The organism is Limnobacter sp. MED105, from assembly GCF_000170915.1.
In the GTDB taxonomy this organism is placed as follows: domain Bacteria; phylum Pseudomonadota; class Gammaproteobacteria; order Burkholderiales; family Burkholderiaceae_B; genus Limnobacter.
Window position 1 is genome coordinate 61,442 of sequence record NZ_ABCT01000002.1, and the last position, 23,842, is coordinate 85,283.

Sequence of the window (23,842 nt, forward strand, 5' to 3'; positions counted from 1 at the left end):
CATGGCCTTGTGGCGTAATTGTGTGCAACGCCTTGGGCAAGTGGCTGTGCTGCTTGCCGCCACCGCAGCCTGCAGCGCTACGCCTGCACAAGCCTGGCCCGCATGGGACGGTTTCAAGAGTGCCTTTGTGAGCGACGATGGGCGGGTGATCGACCGCAGCCAGGAAGACCTGCGCACGGTGTCGGAGGGGCAGTCCTACGCCCTGTTTTTTGCCTTGGTGGCGCAAGACAAAAAAGCATTTGACGCCGTATTGCAATGGACTGAGAACAACCTGAGCGCGGGCGACCTGGGCAAACAGTTGCCCGCCTGGATTTGGGGAAAAAAGGGTGAAAGCTGGGGCGTAATTGATGCCAACAGTGCATCCGATGCAGACCTGTGGATTGCGTACTCCTTGCTTGAAGCAAGCCGGGTGTGGTGCAACCCAGGCTATGCCGACAAGGCGCGTGCACTCGGCGATTTAATTTTGAATCAGGAAAGTATGGAGGTCAGCGGCCTTGGTTTGAGCATATTGCCGGGCCACACTGGTTTTGTGCTGGACAACGGCGCAGTGAAACTGAACCCCAGTTACCTGCCACCTTTCATGATGGCCCGATTTGCCAATGCTTGGGCAGACGACACCCGTTGGGCGCAAGTTTACCTGGCCAGCCAGAAGTTGCTGCTGGACACCGGCCGAACAGGGCAGTATCCCGACTGGGTGCTGTACAACAACGGTGAAATGAGCTTACCCGAGGACGAACAACGCGGCGATTACGATGCCATACGCACTTATTTGTGGATTGCGATGAGCAGTGAAAGTGACCCCACCACAGCGCCTTTGCTGAGGCAACTGTCGCCCTTGACAGCCCTGCTGCTGAAACGCCAGAACATGCCCGAATGGTTTGAACCACAGAGTGGAAAGTTTTCCGCGACACGCGGGCCTGCTGGTTTTCAAGCCGCCATGGCACCCTTGCTTCAAACCATGGGCATGCCCGAGCTTGCGAAGAAATTTCATGCCCAAAGCCTGAAAACCCAAAGCAAAGAGTCATGGCTCAAATATGGTTATTACAACGGGGCCTTGAGCCTGTTTGCTCAAGGGTATATAGACAAATTTTATCGATTCAATTCGCTGGGCGAACTGCTGCCCCGTGGCAAAGAGGTTAAAAGCTGTGGCTAAGCGCAAACACAATTCTGGCCTGCGGGCCTGCACACTTGCGTTGGCGATTCAAGCCAGCTTTGTGGCAATACCCTTGGTATTGCCACTGCAGGCATTTGCCAATGTGAATGCACAGCAAACCAATATTCGCGCACTCAGTGAAAAAGGCGTGTATTGGTACGAACGTTTTCGATTCGACCTTGCAGCACAGTCTTTCAACAAACTACTGTTGATTGAACCCACCAATGCTTCTGCCCTGCGCTGGCAGGGTTTGATTGACCTTGCGCGAGGCGATGTGCAGGCAGCCAATGTGTGGTTGGGCAAACTGCAACTGGTGCATGGCAATAACCCGTTTTCAATTGAATTGCAGCAAGCCATTGCATTGGCCTCGGACAAGCGACAACAGTTTGCCGAGTTGCGTTATTTGGCTGACAGCGAACAAGTACCCGCCAACCTGCCCCAACGACTTCGTCAGTTGTTTCCCCAGCCACCTTTGGGTGAAGCCGCAGTGCAAATTTACCGCTTGATGAACCGCACAGCGGAAGGGCGTACCTTCGCGCGCGGGCAAGTGACCGAGTTGGCCAGACAGTACCCGGACGACCGGCGTTACAGAACCCTGCTTACCGAATTGGGTGGCGCGGCTGCCAGCACGCTTGCACAAACACCTGATACGACACAAGCCACTCGCCGCCCGGCCAATGCCAACCGCACGAAACCTGCACCAGCAGTTCAAGCCCAGCCGACAACACCCGACATTGCCGCGAACCCGCCTGCCCCACCTGAAGCGCCAGCAGCCCCAGTTCTTTCCGACTTCGATCAAGGACAACAACTGGCTGACCGCGCACAAAAGCAGATCGATCAAGGCAACAAAACCGAAGCAGCCAAGCTGCTGCAAAACGCAGTAGACCTGAACCCGAGCTACCCATGGTTCCGCTACGACCTGGCCACCTTGCTGGATGACCAAGGCGATGCGGGCAGCAAACAGGCTGCACGGCGAGTCATGGATGAAGGCCTGGCACTGGACAAAGGGCAAGAAATGCGATTTGCAGCAGCACTGCTGGCCGCCCGCCAAGACCGCGGCAACGATGCCCTTGCCCTGATTGATGCCGTACCCCGTGAAAACTGGACAGAAGGCATGACTGCACTGGAGAAGCGTGTGCAATATGGGCAGTACCTGGATGGTTTGCGCGCGCAGGAAAGAAATGGCGAGTTCAATGCACTGGCCAGTTCAATAAGCGCCACACCCAAGTGGCGGGCCGAACCCGAAGTGCGGGCACTGGAGCAAAACCTTCAGCGCAAACGACAGGTGCGTTTGCGCATGTCGTATGAAAACGCAATTATCGATGGCGATGAAGGTGTATCCCGAATCGACAGCGACGAAATTCCATTGCAACTGGATTTGCCACTCGACTTTGAGCGCACTCTGTTTTTGCGCGCGGACACACTGAATGCAAATTCGGGCCGGGTGAACCCCGCCACCGCCAGCAACTTTGCAAAACTGGGCACCACCTTGCCCACCGACCCGGCCATCGCCAGCAATCGACTGGATCAAAACTACAAAGGTCATGTGGTGGGTGTTGGCGTGCAAACCGAACAGTATCGTGTTGATGTAGGTACCACGGTGGGCGACTATCCGGTCAATGATTGGGTCGGTGGTGTGCAATGGCGCACCAGCCTGGGCGAAGGTTCCTTGCGGCTTGAAGTGGCGCGGAGAATGGTCAACGGCAGCGTGTTGTCGACCACGGGTGCCATCGACCCATTGACAGGTGAAACCTGGGGCGGTGCGCGGCGCAACGGCGTTAGCGCGGTGTATTACCAGGCATTTAACCCCACGCTTGACTTTGTGGGCATTGCACGCGCCAACCTGATTACCGGCAAAAACATACCTGACAACACCGAGTACAACCTGCAAGGCATTGTGGGCAAAACCGTGTTTCAGCGCCCAGGGCATGACGTCGAAATTGGCGCGTCACTGTTTTTGTGGTCGTTCGAGAAAAACCTGCGCTTTTACACCTTCGGGCAAGGCGGCTATTACAGCCCACAGGCTTTTGGTTCACTCACCTTCCCGATTACCTGGACCGGCAATATGAACGGCTGGTCCTGGCAGGCCCAAGCCCGCGTGGGTGCCAGTGAATCACGGGAAGACGACACCGCGCTTTATCCGCTGAACCCTGAGCTTGCTGCGGCAGCCGCTGCACAAGGAAACCCCACCTTGCAAATTGGCGGTCCCGGTGGCGGCACCAGCACTGGTTTGCGCCTTGCCCTTGAACGCCAGGTACTGAAAAACTTTGTGGTGGGCGGCTATTTTGAAATTGATCGATCTGAAGGTTACAACCCTGACAGACTACAACTTTATTTGAAATATTCGTTTGGCGACTTTTTCGAATTGAGTGTGCCGCCTGAAGGTGTTGCACCCTACTCGAGGTTTTGAATGATTGACTTGCCCAAGCCCGGAGCCTATGTTGTGCGCGCCCCCCATGCGAATCATTTTTCGCAGGGATTGGTGCAACACTGGCTGGACTCGCAAGAAGAAACGCCGTTCAGATCTTGCCTGTGGCTGACTGCCAGCCCCAAGAACGAAGTACGCAGTTTGCTGGAGCCATACCTGCTCAAACGCGCTGGTGCCCCAAAAGGCCTGGATGTGGTCTCGGTGAGAAACCTGTGGGCCAAGGGGCATGCCAAGAACGGCATTCGCCAACTTTGCCGCTCCTTGAATACGCTGTGCGTATTAAAGCCTGCACTGGTCATCATTGAACATGCCGAGTTGTGGTTTGATGACAGCGACGAGCCCTTGAACCGGCAAAACCCATTGGCACAAATGCGTCTGCTGCATCAATGGGCGCACCATGCACAAGCCCATATAGTAACCACCGTGCAAGGTGATTTGCCCGAATGGAGTACTTTCGCCGACGGGCTGGCCGATGTCAGTGATCTTGGCGAGTTTGAATTCCGCCCTTGGTGGCCAAGCCAGTGGGGCCTGCAAACAAACCTGTGGAATAACCCCACCGAACTGTCAAAACTGCCCACGCACCATGTACTGGACAGTGCAGTGTTGGGCGGCTTGAAACAATTGGCACAAACCTGTCACAGCCTTCGGTATGACACCGACCAGCAACACGGAATTCACGTGCAGGCACACGGAGAAATGACAGCGCAGGACGCATCGGTGTTGCTGCGCATGGGTGCTGACACCGTGTGGCTACACGACGAAAGCATTGAAACCTGGTTGGGTCTGAGCACAGCCCAGGTTAACAAACCCACGATCAAGCTGGCAGCTCCGGACAATCACCAGAACACCTTCGCGCGTGACCTGCACGAAGTGTTCATGCCGGGCCTGCTGACTGTGGTGGCCAACCCCACATTTGCGGCGCAGGGGTTGATGATGCTGCAACTGGCCAAACAATGGTCCATGCATTGCACGCTAACCCGTCTTTCACTGATGCGCCACATGACCGCACAAACCGCGTTGCGCCTTGCCAATTGGTCGCAAGCCACCTGTGTATTTACAGCCACACGTGAAGCGATTTATTTGCTGAAGGTTTGGGTCAGTGAGCCCGATGAAGCCAGCTACCGCAGCTGGCTTGAATCGTGTTTCCGGGAAAAACTGCCAGTGCTTTTCAGTGGCGACATCCAGTTTTTGGGTGAGGAAACCCAAAGTGAATTGCTCGCAGATTTGCATGAAGAACTGGAACCTTTGTCGGTACAGGACCTGATGGGTGCTGACCAGACTGAACCCGTGAAACTGGCCGAGCTTTGGGATGAAGCCCCCGAGGCGCTGAACCAGAACCGCCCATGGACACAACGCCTGAACGCACTGCTGAGCGAGGATGCAAAATGATCGTGTTTGCACTGATCGTGAGTGGTTTGTTGCTGGGTGTTTTACTCACCATTTTGTTGGTGGGGAAAATGATGAAAAACCCGACAACCCGCATTTGGTTGAGTGACTGGGTGAACTGGAGCAACAACCAGTTGCCCGACGACTGCTATCAGTTGGTGCGGCATGGCAAGTGGATTGCCAGCCCCGACGACAAAGAGGACGCATGATCATTATTGCTTTGGTGTCCCCCACAGGGGGTGCAGGACGAACCAGCCTTGCGATTGCCGCAGCCACTCAGCTCAGCATGCTGGGGCGCAACGTCACGCTGGTGCAGGCTGACCCCATCAACAACATTGAATTTCAATTGGGTTGTGCCAGCCGCAGCCCGCGTGGTCTTGGGCACGTTATCTTGCAAGGTGAGTCTCTGGAGCAGGTCATGAACACCAGCAGCGCCGGTTTCAAGTTACTGCCTTTCGGCGAAGTATCCATTGCACAGCAATTGGCAATTGACCGCGTGTTGATGGAGCAACCTCAACGCCTGACCGAGCTGTTTCAGAAAGACGATTTTGCTGAAGATGCAGTGGTGATTATCGACTTGCCACGCTGGCCGGCTCCTTGGTGCCAAAAAGTAATGGCGTTGTCTGACCTGAACCTGATCACCCTGATCCCGGACTCTGCGTCCATTTTGGGCATTGATACACTGCTGCCACATTTGCTGGAAAGCCGGGGAGCATCGTACTTTCTCATGAACCGTTTCGACTCGGCCAAGGTGCTGCATCTCGATTTGTGGACTTTGTGCAAAATGAAACTGAGCCACCGCTTGCTGCCATTTTATTTGCATGAAGACCAGGCCCTTGCGGAAAGCCTGGCGGCAGGCCTGGCCTTGGCCGACTATGCGCCACGCTCACAGTTGGTCGAAGACCAGCAAAAGTTGTGCAACTGGATTGATGCGGAGATCGGATGAGCACGTCATCAAGCTGGATCAACCGACTGGAGCGCTTGCTGGACCTGCGCGAGTTTCCAAACCTGAAAACCCGGGTGCGTTTGTTGCGCCTTTTTCAGGCACTTTGGCTGCGCCCCAACAGTTTGAACAGTGCGCTTGAAGCATCCAGTGGCCGACAAGGCCGAAGCTTGCCCGGCTTCGTGTTTCATATTATTGCCGTGGCCTTGCACGATTTGCTAAGCCCAGTGGCTTATGTGTTCAAACTACTGATTCAACGCCCTTACCGGGCTGTACGTGCCCTGTTCAGCAGGCTCACCGACTATGCCGTGCGCGCAGCGCGGCTTGAACAACGCATCGAGAATGCAAGCCAGCTGGTGGTGCGCTTCAAGTGGCTGCGCTGGGTGTTGGGCCTTTCTGCCCTGACCTTGTTTCTGTTTACTGCACAAGCCTCATTGCCCCTGGCTGGGCAGTGGGTTTTTATTGTTGTGTGCTATCTGTTTGCCATGTTGTTCAAGCGTTTGCCTGAGCGTTTCGCCAACCTGTGCCTGATGGCACTGACCATGTTGCTACTGGCACGATATGTGTTTTGGCGATTCACCAGCTCGCTTGATCTTGAAACCGGCACAGAAATTTTTCTGGGCTACACCTTGGTTGCCGCCGAGGCCTACACCTGGATTATTCTGATTTTCGGTTTTATCCAGACCGCCTGGCCTTTAAAACGCAAACCCATGCCACTGGAACTGAACCTGAATGACTGGCCCACAGTAGACGTATTCATTCCCAGTTACAACGAACCTTTGTCGGTGGTGCGCCCCACTGTTTACGCCGCCAAGGGGCTGGACTGGCCACTTGAAAAAATCACGGTCTATATTCTGGACGATGGTCACCGCCCCGCTTTTGAAGAGTTCGCAAAACAAGCGGGGGTCGAGTACATTTCCCGCCCAGACAATTCACACGCCAAAGCGGGCAACATCAACTACGCCTTGAAGCACACGCATGGCCAATACATCGCGATCTTTGATTGCGACCACATACCCACCCGCTCGTTTTTGCAAACCAGCATGGGTTGGTTCAGCCGTGACCCCAAGTGCGTGCTGGTGCAAACACCGCACCATTTTTTCTCAGCTGATCCGTTCGAGCGCAACTTCAATTCATTTCGGCAAATGCCCAATGAAGGCTCTCTGTTCTATGGCTTGATTCAAGACGGTAACGACTACTGGAACGCCTCATTTTTCTGCGGCAGCTGCGCGGTGATTGAACGCAAAGCTTTGCTGGAGGTGGGTGGCATTGCAGTGGAAACCGTGACTGAAGATGCACACACTGCATTGAAACTGCACAGCCTGGGCTACAACAGCGTGTACCTGAATAATATTCAGGCTGCAGGCTTGGCCACAGAAACCCTTGCAGGCCATATTGGTCAGCGAATTCGCTGGGCACGCGGCATGGCGCAAATTTTCCGCACTGACAACCCGATGTTCAAAAAAGGCTTAAACCTTTTTCAGCGTGTTTGTTATTCCAATGCCATGCTGCATTTTTTCTATGGCATACCGCGCATGATCTTTTTGGTCATGCCCATGGCTTATCTGTTTTTTGAACAGCACTTGATCAATGCTGCAGCGGTGACCATTCTTAGTTATGCCTTGCCGCAGCTAATGATTTCCAGCTATACCAACTCGGTGATTCAGGGCAAATACCGGCGATCGTTCTGGTCTGAGGTGTATGAAACTGTGCTGTCCTGGTACATTATTTTGCCGACTACATTGGCCTTCATTAATCCGAAACTGGGCAAGTTCAACGTCACATCGAAAGGCGGCTTGATTGAGAAAAGTTATTTTGATGCCAACATTGCAAAGCCCTACCTGATCTTGCTCCTGATCAATGTACTTGGTTTTTCCGTGGGCCTGCTTCGCCTGTTTGTGTTCAACACCCATGAAACAGGCACCGTGTTGATGAACCTGCTGTGGTGCGGTTTCAACCTCGCCATTCTGGGGGCTGCGGTGGGCGTTGCAACCGAATCAGTTCAAAAACATGTTCACCACCGCGTGCGCATGGTGATGCCCGCATTTTTGAAACTGCCCGGTGGGTACACCGTGAGTTGCTACACCGAAGAATACTCGGCAGCGGGGCTGACATTGGCGGTGGCCGACACCACAGGTATCAGTGAATTTAGCCAGGTGCAGGTGGGCCTGCACCGCGGGGATCGCGAATTTCTGTTTCCTGCGAAAATTCACTTCACAGAAACCGGGCATGTGGAAGCCTTGTTCACCAACCTGACCCCTGAGCAGGAAACACAATTGATTCAGTGTACCTTCGGCCGCGCCGACGCCTGGCTGAACTGGCAAGAAGACCAAACCCGCGACCGCGCATTGGGTGGCCTGAAAGACGTGTTTGCAAAAGGCATGATCGGCTACGTGCGCCTGTTTGCCTGGCTGAAAGGTGGCGCTGTAGATTTGGGCAACCGCCTGATGGGTAACAAAAACCAAACCGAGAAGTGGGAGAACTAGGGCCATGCTGTTGTGGAACCTTTACTTTCTCATCAAGTTTGGCCTGCACTTTTCCGGGCAACTGACACTGAGCCCTCTGTGGAATTTGGGTCTGTTCGCCTTGCTGATTGCCACCAACCCGGCAGCCTATCAAAACAAACAACTGATGAAGGTGCTACGGTACCTCGTGTTTACCGGCCCAGCCATTGCCCTGCTGCTGCACGAGCTGGGTTTGGTGGTGTCACTGGCGCTGGTGGATCAAATCAAGGCCCTGTTCGGCTTCTCGCTCGATTACCTGTGGGAGTTGCTCAAACGCACCATTCAACCCTGGATGCTGTGGGGAGCACTGTTGGGTTTTATGGTGGTACGGGTGCTCGACCGGTACATACGCATCAGCACCTGGGTTGGGTTCGGACTGGTGTGCATATTGGGTATTCAGGCATTGCCTTTTATTCAACAACAGACCCAAACCAATAAAACTGCCGCTTTGCTTGAACCTCAAGCACAAGCCCGTGAAAATTTTTCACCAGCCGAACTACTGGCTTTGGGCCAGGTCGACTTCCAGAAACTGCGCGTGGCACGTGACCAGGAAAGTCAAACCAAACTCCGGGACAATGCCTATGAAGGGGCAGGCCCGGGAGCAGTGCTTGCCGGTTTTTTTGACCGACAACGAAACATTGCATTGGCACCGTTTTCACCGGTGGTCAGCCCTGATTTCGATGTGATTGTGCTGCAAATCTGCTCACTGTCGTGGGCCGACCTGCAATACGCCAAACAAAGCCAGCACCCCACCATTCGGCAGGCTGACTTTGTGTTCGAAAACTTCAACTCAGCCACCAGTTATTCAGGGCCAGCCGCTATTCGACTGTTGCGCGGCAAATGCGGGCAAACAACGCACGATGCACTTTATAGCGTCGCCAATAACAGTTGCATGTTGTTTGAACAACTGCGAAACGTAGGTTTCGAAGTTGAAATGGGCCTGAACCATGATGGCCGCTTTCAAGACTTCTCAAAACTTGTAAAAACAAACCTGGGCGGCAAAGCCACTGAACTGGTGGCCCATGACGATGTGCCCGCCGGGGTGCAGGCCTTTGATGGCTCACGCGTGGGTCGCGATGGCGACTACCTGCGCGCGTGGTGGAACAAACGCATTCAGCAAAGCGGGCCCGCAGTGGCTTACTACTACAACAGCATTACCCTGCACGATGGCAACCGCTTGCCCAACAGTAACCTGAATAGCCTGAACAGTTACCCCTTGCGACTGGAGCGAATGTTGAATGACATTCAATCGGTACTGGGAGAAATTCGACGAAGTGACCGCAAAGCACTGGTGGTGGTGGTACCCGAACATGGTGCCGGTTTGACAGGTGAATTTGGTCAACTGGTAGGGCTGCGCGAATTGCCAACGCCAGCCATTACCAAAGTGCCTGTGTTTGGTTACTGGATAGCTCCGGGCTACACCCCGGCAAGCACCGGGCCTGTTAGCGTGAAGCAATCGGTCAGTTACACCGCGCTCAGTGAACTGTTGGCGCGTTGGCTTGCACAGCCTGCTGAGCAACAGCAAAAACCGGCATGGCCGGTGCTACTAAGCGACCTGCCAGACACTCGATTCGTGTCCCAGCAAGGCAATATCACTGTGATGGAAAGTCAGGGGTCGTATTGGATCAAAGCCCCGGGTGCTGCATGGAAAATGCTGGGCCCGGTTCAAACCATTGCAGCGTCCAACTGAGGGGGGATAAAAACGCCATGGCACAATTTGACCCCAACGCGCCGCCCGCCTTGTTCATGCCGCCCGCCGACATGGCGCACGACATTTATGCACTCAGTTCCCAGCTTGAGGGTTTTGACCACAATATGTACCAAGACATTCAACAGGACCAGGCTGTGTACGACTCATTTCAGCGCTGGCCCTTCCTGTTTGGTATCGCCATGGCCTCGCGTTTCAGCGAGGACTGACACTCAAGCCGCGTTGCGCTTTTTCAGATTGGCTTTGGCTTCCTTGGCCGCCGCTTCTTCCAGCTCAACCAGGCCGTCTTCCAGAAACTGCAACAGACGCTGCATGGAAGGCATGGTTCTGCGGCACGCGACCAAACCAAACTCCAGCTTGCCAGCATAGCTGTTCAAGGTAATGTTCAAGGCCTGCCCATCCAGCAGCAGTGAAACGGGATATACACCATCTACCTCTGCGCCATTGAAATACAGGGTGTGCTTGGGGCCCGGCACATTCGAAATCACAATGTTGAAGGCCTGCAACTTCGGCGCCAGGCCGGTCAACATGTTGAATCCGCTAATGCCCATCATGGTGGCCACGTAGTTCATGATTTCAGTTTGATTCATGCTGGCAAACCGTTCTTTGGAATGGTTCACTGAACGCGCAATGGTTTCAATCCGCTCAACAGGGTCTTCGGTGTCTGTGGCCAAATTGGCCAACAACAGGGCCACATGGTTACCGGTTGCCGTGTCGTCTTTGCGAAGCGACACCGGCACCATGGCCACCAGCGGGCGCGCGGGCAGCGCATTCAGCTCGCTCAAGTAGGAACGCAAGGCCGAACCACACATGGCCAGCACCACATCGTTCAAAGTCATGTTCAGGCCGGTTGCGCAAGCCTTGATGCGCTCCATGGACCAAGATTGGGCGGCCACTCGGCGCGAGGCAGTAATACGGCGGTTCAACACACTGCGCGGGGCCTGTATCACCGATACAAAATCAGGATCGGCCACGCTGGTTTGCCACAGGGATCGCCCCACTTCCTTCACCACCTTGGGCAAGCTGAACAGTTGGGTTTTGGCGGTGTCCAGCACCTGGCCCAGCATGGTGACCAACCCTTCCGACGCCTCTGAACGCTGAACCGAACCCCGCAAATTCGGGTTGGCCCACAACGGTGGAATGTCCATGATCTCCGGGTTGTCGGCCATGGAACGCTGCAACATTTTCATGCAGGCCACACCGTCCACCAGCGCATGGTGCACCTTGGTGTACAAAGCCACACGGCCGTCTTCCAGACCATCGATGACATAGGCTTCCCACAGGGGCTTTGCGCGGTCCAGCGGCGAGGCATGCAGTTTGGAAGTCAGTTCCAGCAATTCGCGAATGCGGCCTGGCTTGGGCAGCGACAAATGAATGAAATGCGCCTCAAGGTCAAACTCGTCGTCTTCCACCCAAAACCACATGCCCAGGCGCGACTTCAAACGCAAGCTGAAAGGCGCCACTGGCTGGGTGTAGGTGCGCATGTCCGCCACAACCTTGTGCACATAATCAATAGTGCTTTGGCCCTTGGGCGGTTTCAGCAACACAAGCCCGCCCACATGCATGGGTTGGTTGCGGCGCTCCAGCCACAAGAACAATTGGTCGTTGGGGGTCAAGGCCTTCATGGGAATGTCTCCAGATTGTTTTTTATTCTTGAATAGTTTGGTACTTCTCAAGGTGCGCCGCTGGATGCGGCACACCCCGGGATTTCAACGAATTTGTCGTTTCGCAAACGGCATGGTGGGCTGCTTGCTGTTTTTCACAACTGAAATACGCTGGTTTTTAAAGCCCAACACCCTGCGCTGCCATCGGCGCTCCTGGGTAAGATGCGCAGCCTCGTCAATGCCGAAAATTCGTTGCAGCATGAATTTGCTGGCGGCTACAGAATCGGGTGAGCGGGTCAATATTTCCTGCACCAAGGCCTGCACCTTCTCTTCCGGATTTTCAACAACATGGGTCACCAGGCCCAGTTCTTTGGCTTGCAGGCCACTGAGCACACGGCCTGTCATGGTCAATTCCTTGGCCACATCCACTGGCAACAGTTCACGCACCAGCGCCGCACCACCCATGTCGGGTACCAAACCCCACTTGGCCTCCAGAATGGACAATTGGGAATCGGGTGTGCACACGCGAATGTCTGCGCCCATGGCGTATTGAATACCGGCGCCAAAACAATTGCCGTGAATTTGCGCAATCACGGGCACGCCCAGATCGCGCCAGCCCATGCTCCAGGTCTGGAAAATATTGCGCATGGGTAACCACAGATTGGCGTACATAATCAAACCAGTCTTGGGATTGCTCATAACCGACTTCACATCGAGACCGGCACAAAAAGACGGGCCCTCGCCTTTCAAGATGACAGCCCGCAGAGTTTTATGCCTGGCCAGTTGTTGCTGCACCTTGCGCACTTCTTTCAGCATGGGCCAGTCCACACCATTGTGTTTCTCGGGGCGGTTTAGGGCCATAGTGGCTACGGTGTTGTCGCTGTTGAACTGCAGGTTGACTCTGTCCATGGTACTCTCGGCTGTTTTTTAAAATTGTGGTTTGGCTCGCTAGCCATCTTAACCTTGAACATTCTCAAACCCAATATGATCTTTAAAGTGTTGGCTCTGGTTTTGGCCCTGCTGGGCTATTACATCAGCCCCTACGGCCCAAACATTGGCATTGGTGGCCCGGTTGCCTCTGAAAGTCAAAACCAGCCCGGCTCGGCCACCTCGGGCAGTTTTTACCTTGCCACCGTGACCCGCGTGGCCGATGGTGACACCATCACAGTGCGCAATACAGATGGCGCAATTCACAAAATCCGCATGCACGCCGTGGATGCACCTGAATTGAACCAGGCAGGCGGTGAGCAAGCCAAACGCTGGTTGACCCAGCAGGTGCTGAACAAAGATGTGAAAATCATCGTGAACAACACCGACCGTTACAAGCGCCAGGTGGCCAAAGTGGTAATGCCCTTGGACAATTGCCAGCAGCGTTTGTGTGATGGTGAAACCGACATCAATTTGAAAGCGATTGAAGCCGGGCATGCCTGGTGGTACCGCGAGTTCGCACGCAGCCAAAGCAGCGAAGACCGCGTGCTGTACGAAGCGGCGGAGAACCAGGCCCGCACCACACGCAAAGGCTTGTGGCAACAAACGGCACCGCTTGCTCCTTGGCAGTGGCGCACCGAACAACGCAATCAGCGATAAAACATGAAAGAAATTTACTCCACCACCGTGCCACTGCGCTGGGGCGACATGGACCAGATTGGCCATGTGAACAACACCGTGTATTTCCGGTGTTTCGAACAGGCCCGTGTGGAATGGATCGCCCTGTTTCCGGAGCACATCGACAACGACCCCGCTTATGTTGTGATTGTTCACACCGAATGCAGCTTCCTGAAAGAACTGAAAGCGCCCGGCGTGGTTGAAATCAAAGTGCTGGCAGGTGAAGTGGGCCGCAGCAGCCTGGTGCAAAAATACGAGATGCGCCGCACCGACACACCTGAAGTACTGGTAGCCACCGGCAGCGCCAAAATGGTGTGGGTCAGCCCGGAAACAGGCCGTTCTACGCCCATTCCAGACCGCTTCCTGCGCACCCTGAACCAAGGGTAAACCCGCGGTATTTTCTAGAATGGGTACTCAGGTTTTGCTATTGTGGACACGAAATTTTATTGTTACATTGCGCAATGTCACGGTTGAACGTGGCAACAACAATAAAACAAGTGTAGGAGTCAAACCATGAAGAACATCATGCCTGTACGCCGCGATGTCAAATTGAATCTGCCTGAAGAGAAGGTATCCAATTGGCATGAGCAAGGTCCCCACGTGACCCATTTCATGAATGCCCTGTCGCTGTTCTTCCCGGCTGGCGAGCGCATGTTCATGGACGCTGTGCGCAACTACCGCGACGACATTACTGATCCCGAATTGAAAAAAGCAGTGGTGGCCTTCATCGGCCAGGAAGCCATGCACAGCCGCGAGCACGTTGAATACAACGAGATGCTGGATCGCGCAGGCCTGCCCGCTTCGCAGCTGGACAGTTTCCTGTGGGGCTTTCTGGCGTTCATCAAGAAAACACTGGGCAAGCGCCTGACCCTGGCTGGCACCATTGCGCTGGAACATTACACCGCGCTGATGGCCGACCAATTGCTGCGCAACCCCGAGGTACTGGGCGAAAAATCAGACCCTGCCTACAAGCAGATGTGGATGTGGCACGCCTACGAGGAAACCGAGCACAAAGCGGTGGCCTATGACGTGTGGAACCATGTGCTGCCCGACAACATGCACAACCGGTTTAGTCGCCGCCTGGCCATGGTGCTGGCCACTGCCATTTTCTGGCCGCTTGTCATGACCTTCCATGTGCGTTTGGTGATGGCTGACAAAACCATCAAGGGCGGTCATTTGAAAGGTTTCTGGACTGTCACCAAAATGCTGTGGGGCAAGAAGGTGGGCGTATTGCGCAACCCAGTGGCCAACGGTGAATTCATGGACTATTTCAAGGCCGATTTCCACCCCTGGATGCACGACAACAGCCGCTTCCTGACAGAAATCGACAACTTTGTGGCCACCGTAGAGGATTCAGGCCGCAAACCCAACACTGAGATTGCGAATGCCATTCGTGCCCGCATGAACAGCCAGTTGAAAGCAAACGCAGCTTAAACAAATTTCGTGACAGAAATCCTGAGCTGATCGGCCGGTGGGAGAAGTGAGCAGCCCACCGGTTTTTTTTCGCCTGACTTACCGGGCTTGTCGGTAATAATCGCTTTGTTCGTAATGTGCAAAAGCATGCAGGTAAGCCACCTTGAATATGGCAGCCAGCGGCAGCGCAAGAAAAACACCCACCAAACCAAACACGGCACCAAAAAATGCCAGTGCAAAAATAACGGCCAGTGCAGACAAACCAATTTTGTCGCCCACCACCAGGGGTGTTAATACAAACCCTTCCAGAAACTGACCCACCACAAACACCAACAGCACTAGGAAAATTGGCAAGAAGCCCTGCAACTCAAGCGCAGCAGTCAACAAGCCCACCAACAACGCCACCGCAAAACCAAGGTAAGGGACCACGCACAGCACCCCGGCCAACATGCCCAAAGCCCAGCCACTTTGCAGCCCCACCACACTCAAACCGATTGAATAGAAGGTGCTGAGAAAGAGCATCACGATCATCATGCCCTTGATGTACTCGGTCATGACTGAATCAATTTCACTGAACAATGGCTGCGCCCGCTTCCACAAATGGGGCGGAAACACCTGCTGAAACTGCTTTGTAATTTGAGTCCAGCCGGGAAGAATGAACAAGGTGGCAATCACGGTCAAAGACACAAAACCGGTAATGCCCAACACCGACTGCGAACCCGAGCGCAATATTTTTGTGCTGAGCTCGGCCAGCGTGCCGCGGTTCTCGCTGATGTAAGCCGCAATACGGTCTTTCATCTCGGTGCTGTCCACTGAAATGGTGAGCCCGAACGCCTCATTGAGCCAGGGCAACACGGTGCGCTTCACATTCACAATCAACTGCGGCAAATTGCTTTGAATCAACTCAAGCTGGGTAAGCACCACCGGGATAAACAGCAAACCCACGCTTGAAAAAATCAGCAATAGCGCAAAAAAGGTGAGCACAGCACACACCGGCAAGGGAATGCGCCCACGCAATTTTCCATGCACCCAACGGCTGGGTGCCGCCAACAAATACGCCAACACAAATGCCGCCACGAAGGGCGCCAGCACTGGCCATAAGTTGATGACCACAGCCAATACCAAGGCGACACTCAGCAACAAGCCCCAGTGTTGCAGGTAAAACTGTTTGGCCAGGTTTGAAAGGCTGGACGGGTTTTGCACCGCTTGCCCTTCTGGTTTGCTGTTCTCGTCTTTGGGTTTCACGACTTCATTCATTGATTCAATGTCCAGCCAATTTGGATTGAGAAGACCTTAACGCTTGGCGCGCAAAACCAGATACACACCACCCAGCGTCATGACCATGGCCACCAGCAAAGTGGCTGTTACTGCCTCGTTCAGGAAAACAACGCCCGCCAGCGCGGCAATCACCGGCACGCTCAGCTGCACGCTGGCTGCCGAGGTGGTAGGCAACGCTGGCAGAACCTTGTACCACACTGCATAACCAATGCCACTGGCCAGGCAACCCGATGCCAGCGCAAACAACACACCCGCCACTGTGGGGGTTGGCAAATACACCGTGTACAACGCCAGACCACGCTCCACGGTCACACCGGGAATATGTACCCCCGCCTTGGCCGAAAAGTACACAGCCAGCCACACCAACAGCATGAGCAATGCAGCCCTGGAAAAATTACCCGCTGTGTCAGCCAAAGGAGATTTCGAGCCCTTGCCCACCACCGAATACACACCCCAACAGGCCCCTGCCAAAGCCATGCTTGCCGCGGCCAGCACCGAGGCTGGGGTTTGCAGGTGTGGCCACAACAGCAACACCAGGCCCGCAGCGGCCACGATTGCACCCACAGCACGCAAACCTTTCAATCGATCACCCTGTGTAGCGGCATAGGCAATCATGCTGAGCTGCACACTGGCAAACAAAATCAAGGCACCCGTGCCTGTGCTCATGTACAGGTAGGCCATGGAAAACAGCACTGCGTAACCAAACAAGGCCCAGGCACCTGCCCAACTGCCCTGCTGCCCACCCTTGTTTTGGATGCGCAAACAAAGCCAAAGCGTAATGGCTCCACTAATCAGCCGAATGGCGGTGAAGCTGGCCGGATCAATTTGCCCGGCACCCAAGGCCGCGCGACAGAAGAAGGAATTCGCAGCAAACGCGCACATGGCGAAGGCTGTAAAAATTAGTGTGTTGACTTCAATTTTTTTCATGCGTCCACGCTACCATGTGACAACAATAATTTTCAATTTAGAACCACCGGAGACCCCCTATGCGCATTGAACTTCGCGACCCACTGACTTTGCCCTGCGGCGCCACCGTTCCCAACCGCTTGGTGAAAGCCGCCATGAGCGAAGCCTTAGGCACTCGCGACAACCGGGTTACACCTGAAATTGTGCGCGTTTACCAGCGCTGGACAGCCGGTGGCATTGGTCTGAATATAACCGGGAATGTGATGATAGACCGCCGCGCACGTGCAGAGCCGGGCAACGTCGTGATTGAAGACGACCGCGACATGCCGCTGTTGCAGCAGTGGGCCAAAGCGGGTCAGGCCAATGGCAGCAAAATCTGGGTGCAAATCAACCACCCCGGCAAACAGTGCCCCAAAGGCATGAACAAGGAGACCGTGTCGCCTTCCGCGGTGCCTTTTCACAAAAGCCTGCAAATGATGTTTGCCACGCCGCGCGAGCTCACCGAGACTGAAATTCTGGACCTGATTGCGCGCTGGGGCCGCACCGCCAAGGTGTGCAAAGACGCTGGCTTTGACGGCGTACAAATTCACGGCGCCCACGGCTATTTGATCAGCCAGTTTTTAAGCCCGCTGAGCAACCAGCGCAACGACCAGTGGGGCGGCAATGCTGAAAACCGCCGTCGTTTCGTGCTGGCCATTTACGACGAAGTGCGCAAACAGGTGGGGCCCAACTTCCCGGTGGGCATCAAGCTGAATTCCGCTGACTTTCAAAAAGGCGGTTTTTCTGAGGAAGAATCACTGGCCGTGATTCAGGAACTGACCGCACGCGGCATTGACATGATTGAAGTGTCTGGCGGCACCTACGAAGCCCCCGCCATGACAGGCGCAAGCGCAAAACCCAAGAAAGAAAGCACCGTGAAACGCGAAGCCTACTTCATCGACTTCACCGAGAAAGTGCGTGCCGTGTGCAAAGTGCCTTTGATGCTGACGGGTGGCTTTCGCACCGTGGGCGGCATGAAAGAAGCATTGAACACAGGTGCTGTTGATTTGATTGGCCTGGCCCGCTCGATTGCCATTGAACCCGATTTGCCCAAACGCCTGTTGGACAACAAAGAAGCCCTTCACCCCGTGAAGCCTTTGATTACCGGTGTTAAAGCCGTGGACCGCACCGGCCTGCTTGAAATTCAGTGGTACACCCGCCAAATTCACCGCATGGGCAAAGGCAAAAACCCTGTCCCGAACGAGAGCGCCCTGAAAGCCCTGTTTTTCTATATTCTGGACAGCAGTTGGGGCTTGTTCAAAGCCCGCAAATTACGGGCGTAATTAAAACAGGGAGTTCAACCATGGTGAAATTCAGCTGCATGTTGGTGTTAAGCCTGAGCATGTCCAATGCTTTCGCCATGGACGACGCGGCCATTCTTGAACAAGGCCGCAAACTGTTCCAGACTGACGCGGACCCGGCCTGCGCCATTTGCCACACCTTGGCCGATGCGGGCACCAAGGGCAAAATCGGCCCGGTGCTGGATGTGCTCAAGCCCAGCGAAGAACGCGTGCTGAATGCGCTTAAAAACGGCAAAGGGGGCATGCCCCCTTTTGTTGATCATTTGACCGCGGATCAAATGAAAATTCTTGCGAAATATGTTTCCACCGTGACTGGAGGAAACAATCCCTAATCGTCAGTTTTTGTAATCCGGCTGTTCCCGATCCAGTTTGCGCAACAGCGCAGGCCAGGCAATATTGCCACCCAAGCCACGAGTGACTTGTGCTGCAGCGGCTTTAATACCCTCAACAATCGGCTGGGCAATCGGAATCAATTGCGCGCCGCCCGATTGCGCCGCAATTTGAACCTCGCAAGCGCGCTGCAAAATAAACATGTTCAAAAAGGCGTCTGCCACTGTGGCACCACAGGTCAACAAACCATGGTTGCGCAAAATCAGGTTGTTGGCCTCGCCCAGGTCGGCTTGCAGGCGTGCTTTCTCATCGTCGCGCAGGGCCAAGCCTTCATAGTCGTGATACGCCAGCCCAGCCAAGGGAAACAGGGACTGCTGTGAAATTGGCAACAAGCCCTGTTCCTGAATAGACACCGCAACGCCCGCCACGGTGTGGGTGTGCATCACACAGTGCGCATCATGCCGAATGGCATGCACAGCGCTGTGAATCGTGAAACCGGCCGGGTTTACATCGTAAGGGCTATTGTCCACTTTCTCGCAATTCATGTTCACCTTCACCAAACTGCTGGCGGTGATTTCTTCAAACATGAAGCCATAGGGATTGATCAAGAAGTGCCCGTCTTCGCCAGGCACCCGGGCAGAAATGTGCGTGAACACCAAATCGTCCCATTTGTGCATGGCCACCAAACGGTAGGCTGCGGCCAAATCGACGCGGGCCTGCCATTCCTGTTGGCCAATATGGGCGGGTGGGGTACTTGAAAGCGGTGCGTTCATGGTGAGTCTCCTTTGCTGCTTTTGGAATTGTCTTTTTTCAAAGTGTACCAGCGCACAACCATGTGCTTGCAAAAGCACTTGAAATTCAAGGCAATCAGGGGCAATCTAACATTACAAAATAAAATTCATAATGTGGGAGACAGTAATACCATGCACGCCAAAGTTAAAAATCTGGTGCCCAAAGAATCTCAAAACTCAGTCGTTCAATCGGTGCGGGCCAACTACCGGGCCGAGTTCATTTCAGCAGGCTATCAAGGCTATTTGCACTTGGCCATGACCATGACTTTGGGACTTGGCGTGATTGCACTGTGTATCTACTGGCTTGATTCCCCCAGCATGCTTGAATGGTTGACCATTCCCGCCACCTTTTTGTATGCCAATTTTGCCGAATGGGCAGGCCACAAGTACGCCATGCATCGCCCCGTGAAAGGTTTGGGCTTTGTGTACAAACGGCACTCGCTACAACACCACAAGTTTTTCACCGATACCCACATGGAAATCGACAGCAATCAGGACTTCAAAGCCGTGTTGTTTCCAATCGCGATAGTTGGCTTTTTTGTGGCGGCATTTTTTGTACCCATGGGCTTTTTACTGGCCTGGCTGTTCAGTCCCAACGTGGCCCTGTTGCTGGTGGCCACAGGCATGGCGTATTACCTGAACTATGAGTTACTACACCTTTCCTACCACCTGAAAGAAGACCACTGGGTGCATCGCATACCCGGCTTTACGCGGTTTGCCCGGCTGCACACCACGCACCACGACCAACGGATTATGGCGCACAAGAATTTCAACATTACCTACCCCATCATGGATTGGTTGATGGGGACATGGGACAGACGGTAATTTATGACGCTGGCGTGACCAGTCACGCTGACATGTTCTTCCAAAACCAAAGCGGCTACGCAAGCAGTATCAAGACAAACCCATCGTTTTTTCTGGATACACCATGGATCGTCGTCACTTTCTTCGCACCGGCCTTGCCGGCTTGTCCCTGCCTGCTTTGGTTGCCTGCGGTTCTGACGGATCGAACACTGGCAACACGGCGAATCCTGGCAACCCAGGCAATCCGGTAACACCCAGCGAAACAGTCGATCAAATGCTAAACCCGGCAGGCGCCTTTCCCTGGGGTATCAGCAGCGGCGACCCCACGGCCGAAGCAGTTATTTTGTGGACTGCCCTGTCACCGCGCAATGCCAACATCGATCAAATCCCGGTGATGCTGGAATACGTGCTGCTGGAAGAACCCCTGGCTGACATGACTCAATGGGATTCAACATTTCAGGAAGGTCCCGTCAACCGCCTGGGCGAATTCACCGCATTTCGCGACCGCGACTACACGGTGAAAGTGGACTTGGGCAACCAAGCCCTGTACAGCGACTCACGCTTCATGCAAGGTCAAATGCCTGAACTTCAAGGTAACCAGGCCTTTCTGTACCGGTTTGTGGCTGGCAGTCAAAAATCCCGCATCGGCCATGCCAAAACGCTGCCCAGCGGGGAAGTGGAATCGGTGCAGTTTGCCACGCTGAGTTGCTCCAATTACCCGGCAGGTTTGTTCTCGGTGTACGAGATGGTGCGCCGCGAACCACTTGATTTTGTCGTTCACCTGGGCGACTACCTGTACGAAGGCGGTGGTGGTGGCGCAGGCTTGACACGAAACGGCATTGCCCGCACACCAAACCCGCAAAAAGAAATGGTGAGCCGCGAAGACTATGTGCTGCGTCACCAACAATACAAAGCCGACCCCGAGCTGCAAGCCTTGCATGCCACGCACCCCATGATCGCCGTGTGGGACGACCATGAAATCACCAACGATGCTTACAAGGACGGGGCCGAGAACCACCAAGCCGAGGAAGGCGATTATCAAGAGCGCAAAGCCACGGCCATTCGCACCTACTACAACTGGATGCCATTGCGCGAACGCTTCCCTCGCGATGAAAACACATTGGCACCCGACCCGCGTGAAGTGATTTACCGCGATTTTCAAGTGGGCGATTTGTGCAGCCTCATCATGCTGGACACCCGCATTGTAGGTCGCGACAAACAGGCTGAAATCATGGCTGTAGACCCGGATCGCTTCAATCCGGATCGACAATTGCTGGGGTTTGAGCAACGCCGCTGGCTGAGTGACCGCATGTTTGAAGCCAAACAAAGGAATAGCATTTGGACTGTTTTAGGACAGCAAGTGATGTTTGGTCAACTGAATATTCTGGAAGCACCTCAAGTCGAGTTGCTGGATCAAAAGCTACTGGGCAATTTGGTCAGTATCAATATGGACCAGTGGGATGGTTATGTGGCCGAGCGCAACCGCGTGTTCAACCTGATCAAAGACATCGGCATTGAAAACCTGGTGGTGTTGACCGGCGACATTCACACCAGCTGGGCCATTGAACTGTATGAAAACCCGATCGCCCTGATTGGTGGTAACCAGCTTCAACGCAGCTTGGGCGTGGAAATTGTGACCCCCTCGGTGACCTCTTCAGGCTTTCCAGATGAAGTGGCTGATTTAGTGTCCACGCTATTGCCCGTGCTCAACCCGCACATCAAATACAGCGAACTGAAAACCAAGGGTTTTGCGTTGATCAATATGCAACGCGAACAAATGGACGTGACCTGGAAATATGCGCAAAGCATCACGGACGAGTCGCTGATTGGCGTTGAAAACGAGGGCATGCGCAAATCGTTCACCGTGCAGCGTGGCAGCAACCGATTTGATGGGGTACTGCCCATCAATCTCCCGATCCCGATGCCCAACTAAACGAGAAAAGCATGACGTTTTTCTGACTTGTCTTGCTGAGAGTATTCTCGAAGCCACACCCCTTGTTATCGAGTATCAGAGACAACAGGGGGCACACATGGATTCAAACACATCAGCAAAACGACGACACTTTCTCAAGCTGGGTGCCAGCGTTCCCATGCTGGGCCTGATGAATGCGTGTGGTTCCGACGATACGACACCACTGGCGAATACGGCGATACCAAACCCCACGAATCCGACAGAATCGCCAGATAAGCCTGTCGCCCCAAATCCGGTTGAGCCACCGGTTGTGATTCCTGCCAGTCACCCACCGCGTGGTGTTCATGCCTCTTTGTTCAACGACGCTGCGACGTCACGCGGCTTGTGCTGGTTCACCGATGGCCTTGACAGCCCAGCCTCGGAAATTCAATGGGGGCCAATACCGGAAGGCATGTCCATCGATGCTGCCAAGAATGCGGTACAAAATCCGCTCCCAAATGTGGCCATGGCATCCACAAGTCAAACCACGGGGCTGGACAATCAAACCCACAAAGTGGTGGTGGCCGGTATCGATCCTGAGAGGCCATTTCGCTATCGGGTCGGATCTGAAAACGGCGGCTGGTCTGATGTATTCATAATTGAGCCAACCCCGAAAGCCAACGACACCTGGACCATGGTTCATTTCGGTGACCATGGCATTGGTGAACTGCCCCAACGCCTCACCGCCGAATTAATGAAGCCACAGCACAAACACGATCTGTTGCTGTTGGCAGGTGATTTAAGTTATGCCAATGGCGAACAAGCAATTTGGGATGTGTGGTTTAATCAAAACCAAGCCCTGCTTGCCACAACCACCACCATGGCCGTACCCGGAAACCATGAGAACAAAGACAGCGTGGCGGCCAACGTTCCCCTGCTTCCTTTCAAGGATTACGCATTCAACAATCGCTTCAATCAACCGGGTGATGTGTCATTTTTCTCGTTTGACTACAACCGCGTTCATTTTTTCGGATTCACAGCAGGTGCTTTTCTGGAAGATGGAAAAATTCTAAAGGAAATGGCCACTCTCGAGGCGGACTTGGCCATGGCAGCGCTACGACGAGCGCTAGGCCAAATTGATTTCATCGTTATCTTCCAGCACTACACCATTTGGACTGATCAAGAAGGCCGTGCACCGGGTAACCCCACGCTGATTGCAGTAGAGGATCAAATTCTGCTGCGCTACGGGGTAGACCTGGTGTTGTGTGGTCATGACCATGTGTACCAGCGATCCAAGCCTATGGTGCTCGGGTTACCCAACCCGTTGGGCTATGTGCAGGTGATGACCGGAACTGGCGGCCAATCCATTCGCGAATTTGAACCCGAGATATCTGCTTGGTCAGAAAAACATTTCGTGGGGTTGGGTTTTAGTAAATACACCATCAGCCCAGGAAAAATAGTCAGCCAGTATTTCGGCACGCCGCCTTTGGCCAGTGACAATCGCTCGCGTGTTCAACATGAAAGTGTAGAAGCAGACTTTGAATTGGTGGATGAATTCGAAGTCCGTCCTCGTCCGCTTCGAATCGCAAAGTCGTTCGTGAAACCTCCCCGCACCGAGCAGGAACTGGCCAAAGCCTACGACTGGCAACGTATCTACGCGCATACGCTGGCGCGAAACTGCGCACATGATCAACCCTTGCCCGGCTCCCCCCTACATCAGTATCGAAAAGCCTACCCAAACCTGATCGGGTGAGGTTT

At 54.2% G+C, this 23,842-nt stretch carries 21 protein-coding genes; 16 read left to right on the top strand and 5 right to left on the bottom strand.

Annotated features, from left to right (window positions below; all coding sequences use genetic code 11):
* The first annotated feature begins 1 nt into the window (after position 1).
* Genes bcsZ through bcsR form a run of 8 tightly spaced genes read left to right on the top strand, consistent with a single transcriptional unit; the run spans position 2 to position 10,331 of the window.
* Positions 2-1,153, top strand: a complete 1,152-nt coding sequence (gene bcsZ / locus LMED105_RS03145; RefSeq protein WP_008248093.1) for a cellulose synthase complex periplasmic endoglucanase BcsZ — start codon at positions 2-4, stop codon at positions 1,151-1,153.
* Positions 1,146-3,563: a cellulose synthase subunit BcsC-related outer membrane protein gene (locus LMED105_RS03150; RefSeq protein ID WP_008248094.1), complete on the top strand. Its 2,418-nt coding sequence runs from the start codon at positions 1,146-1,148 to the stop codon at positions 3,561-3,563. The genes bcsZ and LMED105_RS03150 overlap by 8 nt, the downstream gene beginning before the upstream one ends.
* A complete protein-coding gene (locus LMED105_RS03155; protein WP_008248095.1) occupies positions 3,564-4,970 on the top strand; it encodes a hypothetical protein in 1,407 nt (468 codons plus the stop codon).
* Complete coding sequence (locus tag LMED105_RS03160) at positions 4,967-5,176, top strand: hypothetical protein (protein ID WP_008248096.1); 210 nt, start codon at positions 4,967-4,969, stop codon at positions 5,174-5,176. Before LMED105_RS03155 ends, LMED105_RS03160 begins: the two co-directional genes overlap by 4 nt.
* Complete coding sequence (gene bcsQ / locus LMED105_RS03165) at positions 5,173-5,913, top strand: cellulose biosynthesis protein BcsQ (protein ID WP_008248097.1); 741 nt, start codon at positions 5,173-5,175, stop codon at positions 5,911-5,913. Before LMED105_RS03160 ends, bcsQ begins: the two co-directional genes overlap by 4 nt.
* Positions 5,910-8,396, top strand: a complete 2,487-nt coding sequence (gene bcsA / locus LMED105_RS03170; RefSeq protein ID WP_008248098.1) for a UDP-forming cellulose synthase catalytic subunit — start codon at positions 5,910-5,912, stop codon at positions 8,394-8,396. The genes bcsQ and bcsA overlap by 4 nt, the downstream gene beginning before the upstream one ends.
* Before the next feature lie 4 nt (positions 8,397-8,400).
* The gene (gene bcsG, locus LMED105_RS16085; RefSeq protein WP_008248099.1) at positions 8,401-10,104 is read left to right on the top strand and encodes a cellulose biosynthesis protein BcsG; all 1,704 of its coding nucleotides are present in this window, start codon (positions 8,401-8,403) and stop codon (positions 10,102-10,104) included.
* Between the two features lie 17 nt (positions 10,105-10,121).
* A complete protein-coding gene (bcsR, locus tag LMED105_RS03180; RefSeq protein ID WP_008248101.1) occupies positions 10,122-10,331 on the top strand; it encodes a BcsR/BcsP family cellulose biosynthesis protein in 210 nt (69 codons plus the stop codon).
* Between the two features lie 3 nt (positions 10,332-10,334).
* Here the strand turns inward: bcsR and LMED105_RS03185 are convergent, their stop codons facing one another.
* Positions 10,335-11,747, bottom strand: coding sequence for a wax ester/triacylglycerol synthase family O-acyltransferase (locus LMED105_RS03185; RefSeq protein WP_008248107.1), 1,413 nt, complete (start codon positions 11,745-11,747; stop codon positions 10,335-10,337).
* An 84-nt stretch (positions 11,748-11,831) separates the two neighbouring features.
* A complete protein-coding gene (locus tag LMED105_RS03190; protein ID WP_008248109.1) occupies positions 11,832-12,635 on the bottom strand; it encodes a crotonase/enoyl-CoA hydratase family protein in 804 nt (267 codons plus the stop codon).
* Between the two features lie 75 nt (positions 12,636-12,710).
* On the opposite strand from LMED105_RS03190, the gene LMED105_RS03195 reads away from it, so the two are divergent.
* The 3 genes from LMED105_RS03195 (at position 12,711) to LMED105_RS03205 (ending at position 14,765) form a co-directional block, all read left to right on the top strand.
* The gene (locus tag LMED105_RS03195) at positions 12,711-13,313 is read left to right on the top strand and encodes a thermonuclease family protein (RefSeq protein WP_156799513.1); all 603 of its coding nucleotides are present in this window, start codon (positions 12,711-12,713) and stop codon (positions 13,311-13,313) included.
* A gap of 3 nt (positions 13,314-13,316) precedes the next feature.
* Positions 13,317-13,718, top strand: a complete 402-nt coding sequence (locus tag LMED105_RS03200) for a thioesterase family protein (protein WP_008248111.1) — start codon at positions 13,317-13,319, stop codon at positions 13,716-13,718.
* A 126-nt stretch (positions 13,719-13,844) separates the two neighbouring features.
* Complete coding sequence (locus tag LMED105_RS03205; protein ID WP_008248112.1) at positions 13,845-14,765, top strand: metal-dependent hydrolase; 921 nt, start codon at positions 13,845-13,847, stop codon at positions 14,763-14,765.
* 78 nt (positions 14,766-14,843) lie between these two features.
* Here LMED105_RS03205 and LMED105_RS03210 read toward each other — a convergent pair whose 3' ends face one another.
* Positions 14,844-16,001, bottom strand: a complete 1,158-nt coding sequence (locus LMED105_RS03210) for an AI-2E family transporter (RefSeq protein WP_008248113.1) — start codon at positions 15,999-16,001, stop codon at positions 14,844-14,846.
* Between the two features lie 36 nt (positions 16,002-16,037).
* Positions 16,038-16,949 carry a DMT family transporter gene (locus LMED105_RS03215; RefSeq protein WP_008248114.1) on the bottom strand — a complete coding sequence of 304 codons (912 nt, stop codon included), beginning with the start codon at positions 16,947-16,949 and terminating at the stop codon, positions 16,038-16,040.
* 59 nt (positions 16,950-17,008) lie between these two features.
* Here LMED105_RS03215 and LMED105_RS03220 point away from each other — a divergent pair, with 59 nt between their 5' ends.
* Together LMED105_RS03220 and LMED105_RS03225 are read left to right on the top strand one after the other, a co-directional pair.
* Positions 17,009-18,250 carry an NADH:flavin oxidoreductase/NADH oxidase family protein gene (locus LMED105_RS03220; protein ID WP_008248115.1) on the top strand — a complete coding sequence of 414 codons (1,242 nt, stop codon included), beginning with the start codon at positions 17,009-17,011 and terminating at the stop codon, positions 18,248-18,250.
* 20 nt (positions 18,251-18,270) lie between these two features.
* Complete coding sequence (locus LMED105_RS03225) at positions 18,271-18,600, top strand: cytochrome c (RefSeq protein WP_008248117.1); 330 nt, start codon at positions 18,271-18,273, stop codon at positions 18,598-18,600.
* A gap of 3 nt (positions 18,601-18,603) precedes the next feature.
* On the opposite strand, the gene LMED105_RS03230 is transcribed toward LMED105_RS03225, so the two are convergent.
* Entirely contained in the window at positions 18,604-19,371 is a 768-nt protein-coding gene (locus LMED105_RS03230; protein WP_008248119.1) for a class II aldolase/adducin family protein, read from the bottom strand.
* Positions 19,372-19,521: 150 nt separating this feature from the next.
* On the opposite strand from LMED105_RS03230, the gene LMED105_RS03235 reads away from it, so the two are divergent.
* The 3 genes from LMED105_RS03235 (at position 19,522) to LMED105_RS03245 (ending at position 23,837) form a co-directional block, all read left to right on the top strand.
* Positions 19,522-20,214, top strand: coding sequence for a sterol desaturase family protein (locus LMED105_RS03235; RefSeq protein WP_050771133.1), 693 nt, complete (start codon positions 19,522-19,524; stop codon positions 20,212-20,214).
* Positions 20,215-20,317: 103 nt separating this feature from the next.
* Positions 20,318-22,126: an alkaline phosphatase gene (locus LMED105_RS03240; RefSeq protein ID WP_008248122.1), complete on the top strand. Its 1,809-nt coding sequence runs from the start codon at positions 20,318-20,320 to the stop codon at positions 22,124-22,126.
* 97 nt (positions 22,127-22,223) lie between these two features.
* Positions 22,224-23,837 carry a metallophosphoesterase family protein gene (locus LMED105_RS03245; RefSeq protein WP_008248123.1) on the top strand — a complete coding sequence of 538 codons (1,614 nt, stop codon included), beginning with the start codon at positions 22,224-22,226 and terminating at the stop codon, positions 23,835-23,837.
* Positions 23,838-23,842: the final 5 nt, after the last annotated feature.

Bases quoted from the DNA above. Each gene is read 5' to 3' on its own strand.
- LMED105_RS03240 (WP_008248122.1), top strand. From the start codon at position 20,318: ATGGATCGTCGTCACTTTCTTCGCACCGGCCTTGCCGGCTTGTCCCTG.
- LMED105_RS03200 (WP_008248111.1), top strand. From the start codon at position 13,317: ATGAAAGAAATTTACTCCACCACCGTGCCACTGCGCTGGGGCGACATG.
- LMED105_RS03245 (WP_008248123.1), top strand. From the start codon at position 22,224: ATGGATTCAAACACATCAGCAAAACGACGACACTTTCTCAAGCTGGGT.
- LMED105_RS03210 (WP_008248113.1), bottom strand. From the start codon at position 16,001: ATGAATGAAGTCGTGAAACCCAAAGACGAGAACAGCAAACCAGAAGGG.
- bcsQ (WP_008248097.1), top strand. From the start codon at position 5,173: ATGATCATTATTGCTTTGGTGTCCCCCACAGGGGGTGCAGGACGAACC.
- LMED105_RS03160 (WP_008248096.1), top strand. From the start codon at position 4,967: ATGATCGTGTTTGCACTGATCGTGAGTGGTTTGTTGCTGGGTGTTTTA.
- bcsG (WP_008248099.1), top strand. From the start codon at position 8,401: ATGCTGTTGTGGAACCTTTACTTTCTCATCAAGTTTGGCCTGCACTTT.
- LMED105_RS03225 (WP_008248117.1), top strand. From the start codon at position 18,271: ATGGTGAAATTCAGCTGCATGTTGGTGTTAAGCCTGAGCATGTCCAAT.
- LMED105_RS03220 (WP_008248115.1), top strand. From the start codon at position 17,009: ATGCGCATTGAACTTCGCGACCCACTGACTTTGCCCTGCGGCGCCACC.
- LMED105_RS03155 (WP_008248095.1), top strand. From the start codon at position 3,564: ATGATTGACTTGCCCAAGCCCGGAGCCTATGTTGTGCGCGCCCCCCAT.
- LMED105_RS03190 (WP_008248109.1), bottom strand. From the start codon at position 12,635: ATGGACAGAGTCAACCTGCAGTTCAACAGCGACAACACCGTAGCCACT.
- bcsR (WP_008248101.1), top strand. From the start codon at position 10,122: ATGGCACAATTTGACCCCAACGCGCCGCCCGCCTTGTTCATGCCGCCC.
- LMED105_RS03195 (WP_156799513.1), top strand. From the start codon at position 12,711: ATGATCTTTAAAGTGTTGGCTCTGGTTTTGGCCCTGCTGGGCTATTAC.
- LMED105_RS03230 (WP_008248119.1), bottom strand. From the start codon at position 19,371: ATGAACGCACCGCTTTCAAGTACCCCACCCGCCCATATTGGCCAACAG.
- LMED105_RS03185 (WP_008248107.1), bottom strand. From the start codon at position 11,747: ATGAAGGCCTTGACCCCCAACGACCAATTGTTCTTGTGGCTGGAGCGC.
- bcsZ (WP_008248093.1), top strand. From the start codon at position 2: ATGGCCTTGTGGCGTAATTGTGTGCAACGCCTTGGGCAAGTGGCTGTG.
- bcsA (WP_008248098.1), top strand. From the start codon at position 5,910: ATGAGCACGTCATCAAGCTGGATCAACCGACTGGAGCGCTTGCTGGAC.
- LMED105_RS03235 (WP_050771133.1), top strand. From the start codon at position 19,522: ATGCACGCCAAAGTTAAAAATCTGGTGCCCAAAGAATCTCAAAACTCA.
- LMED105_RS03215 (WP_008248114.1), bottom strand. From the start codon at position 16,949: ATGAAAAAAATTGAAGTCAACACACTAATTTTTACAGCCTTCGCCATG.
- LMED105_RS03205 (WP_008248112.1), top strand. From the start codon at position 13,845: ATGAAGAACATCATGCCTGTACGCCGCGATGTCAAATTGAATCTGCCT.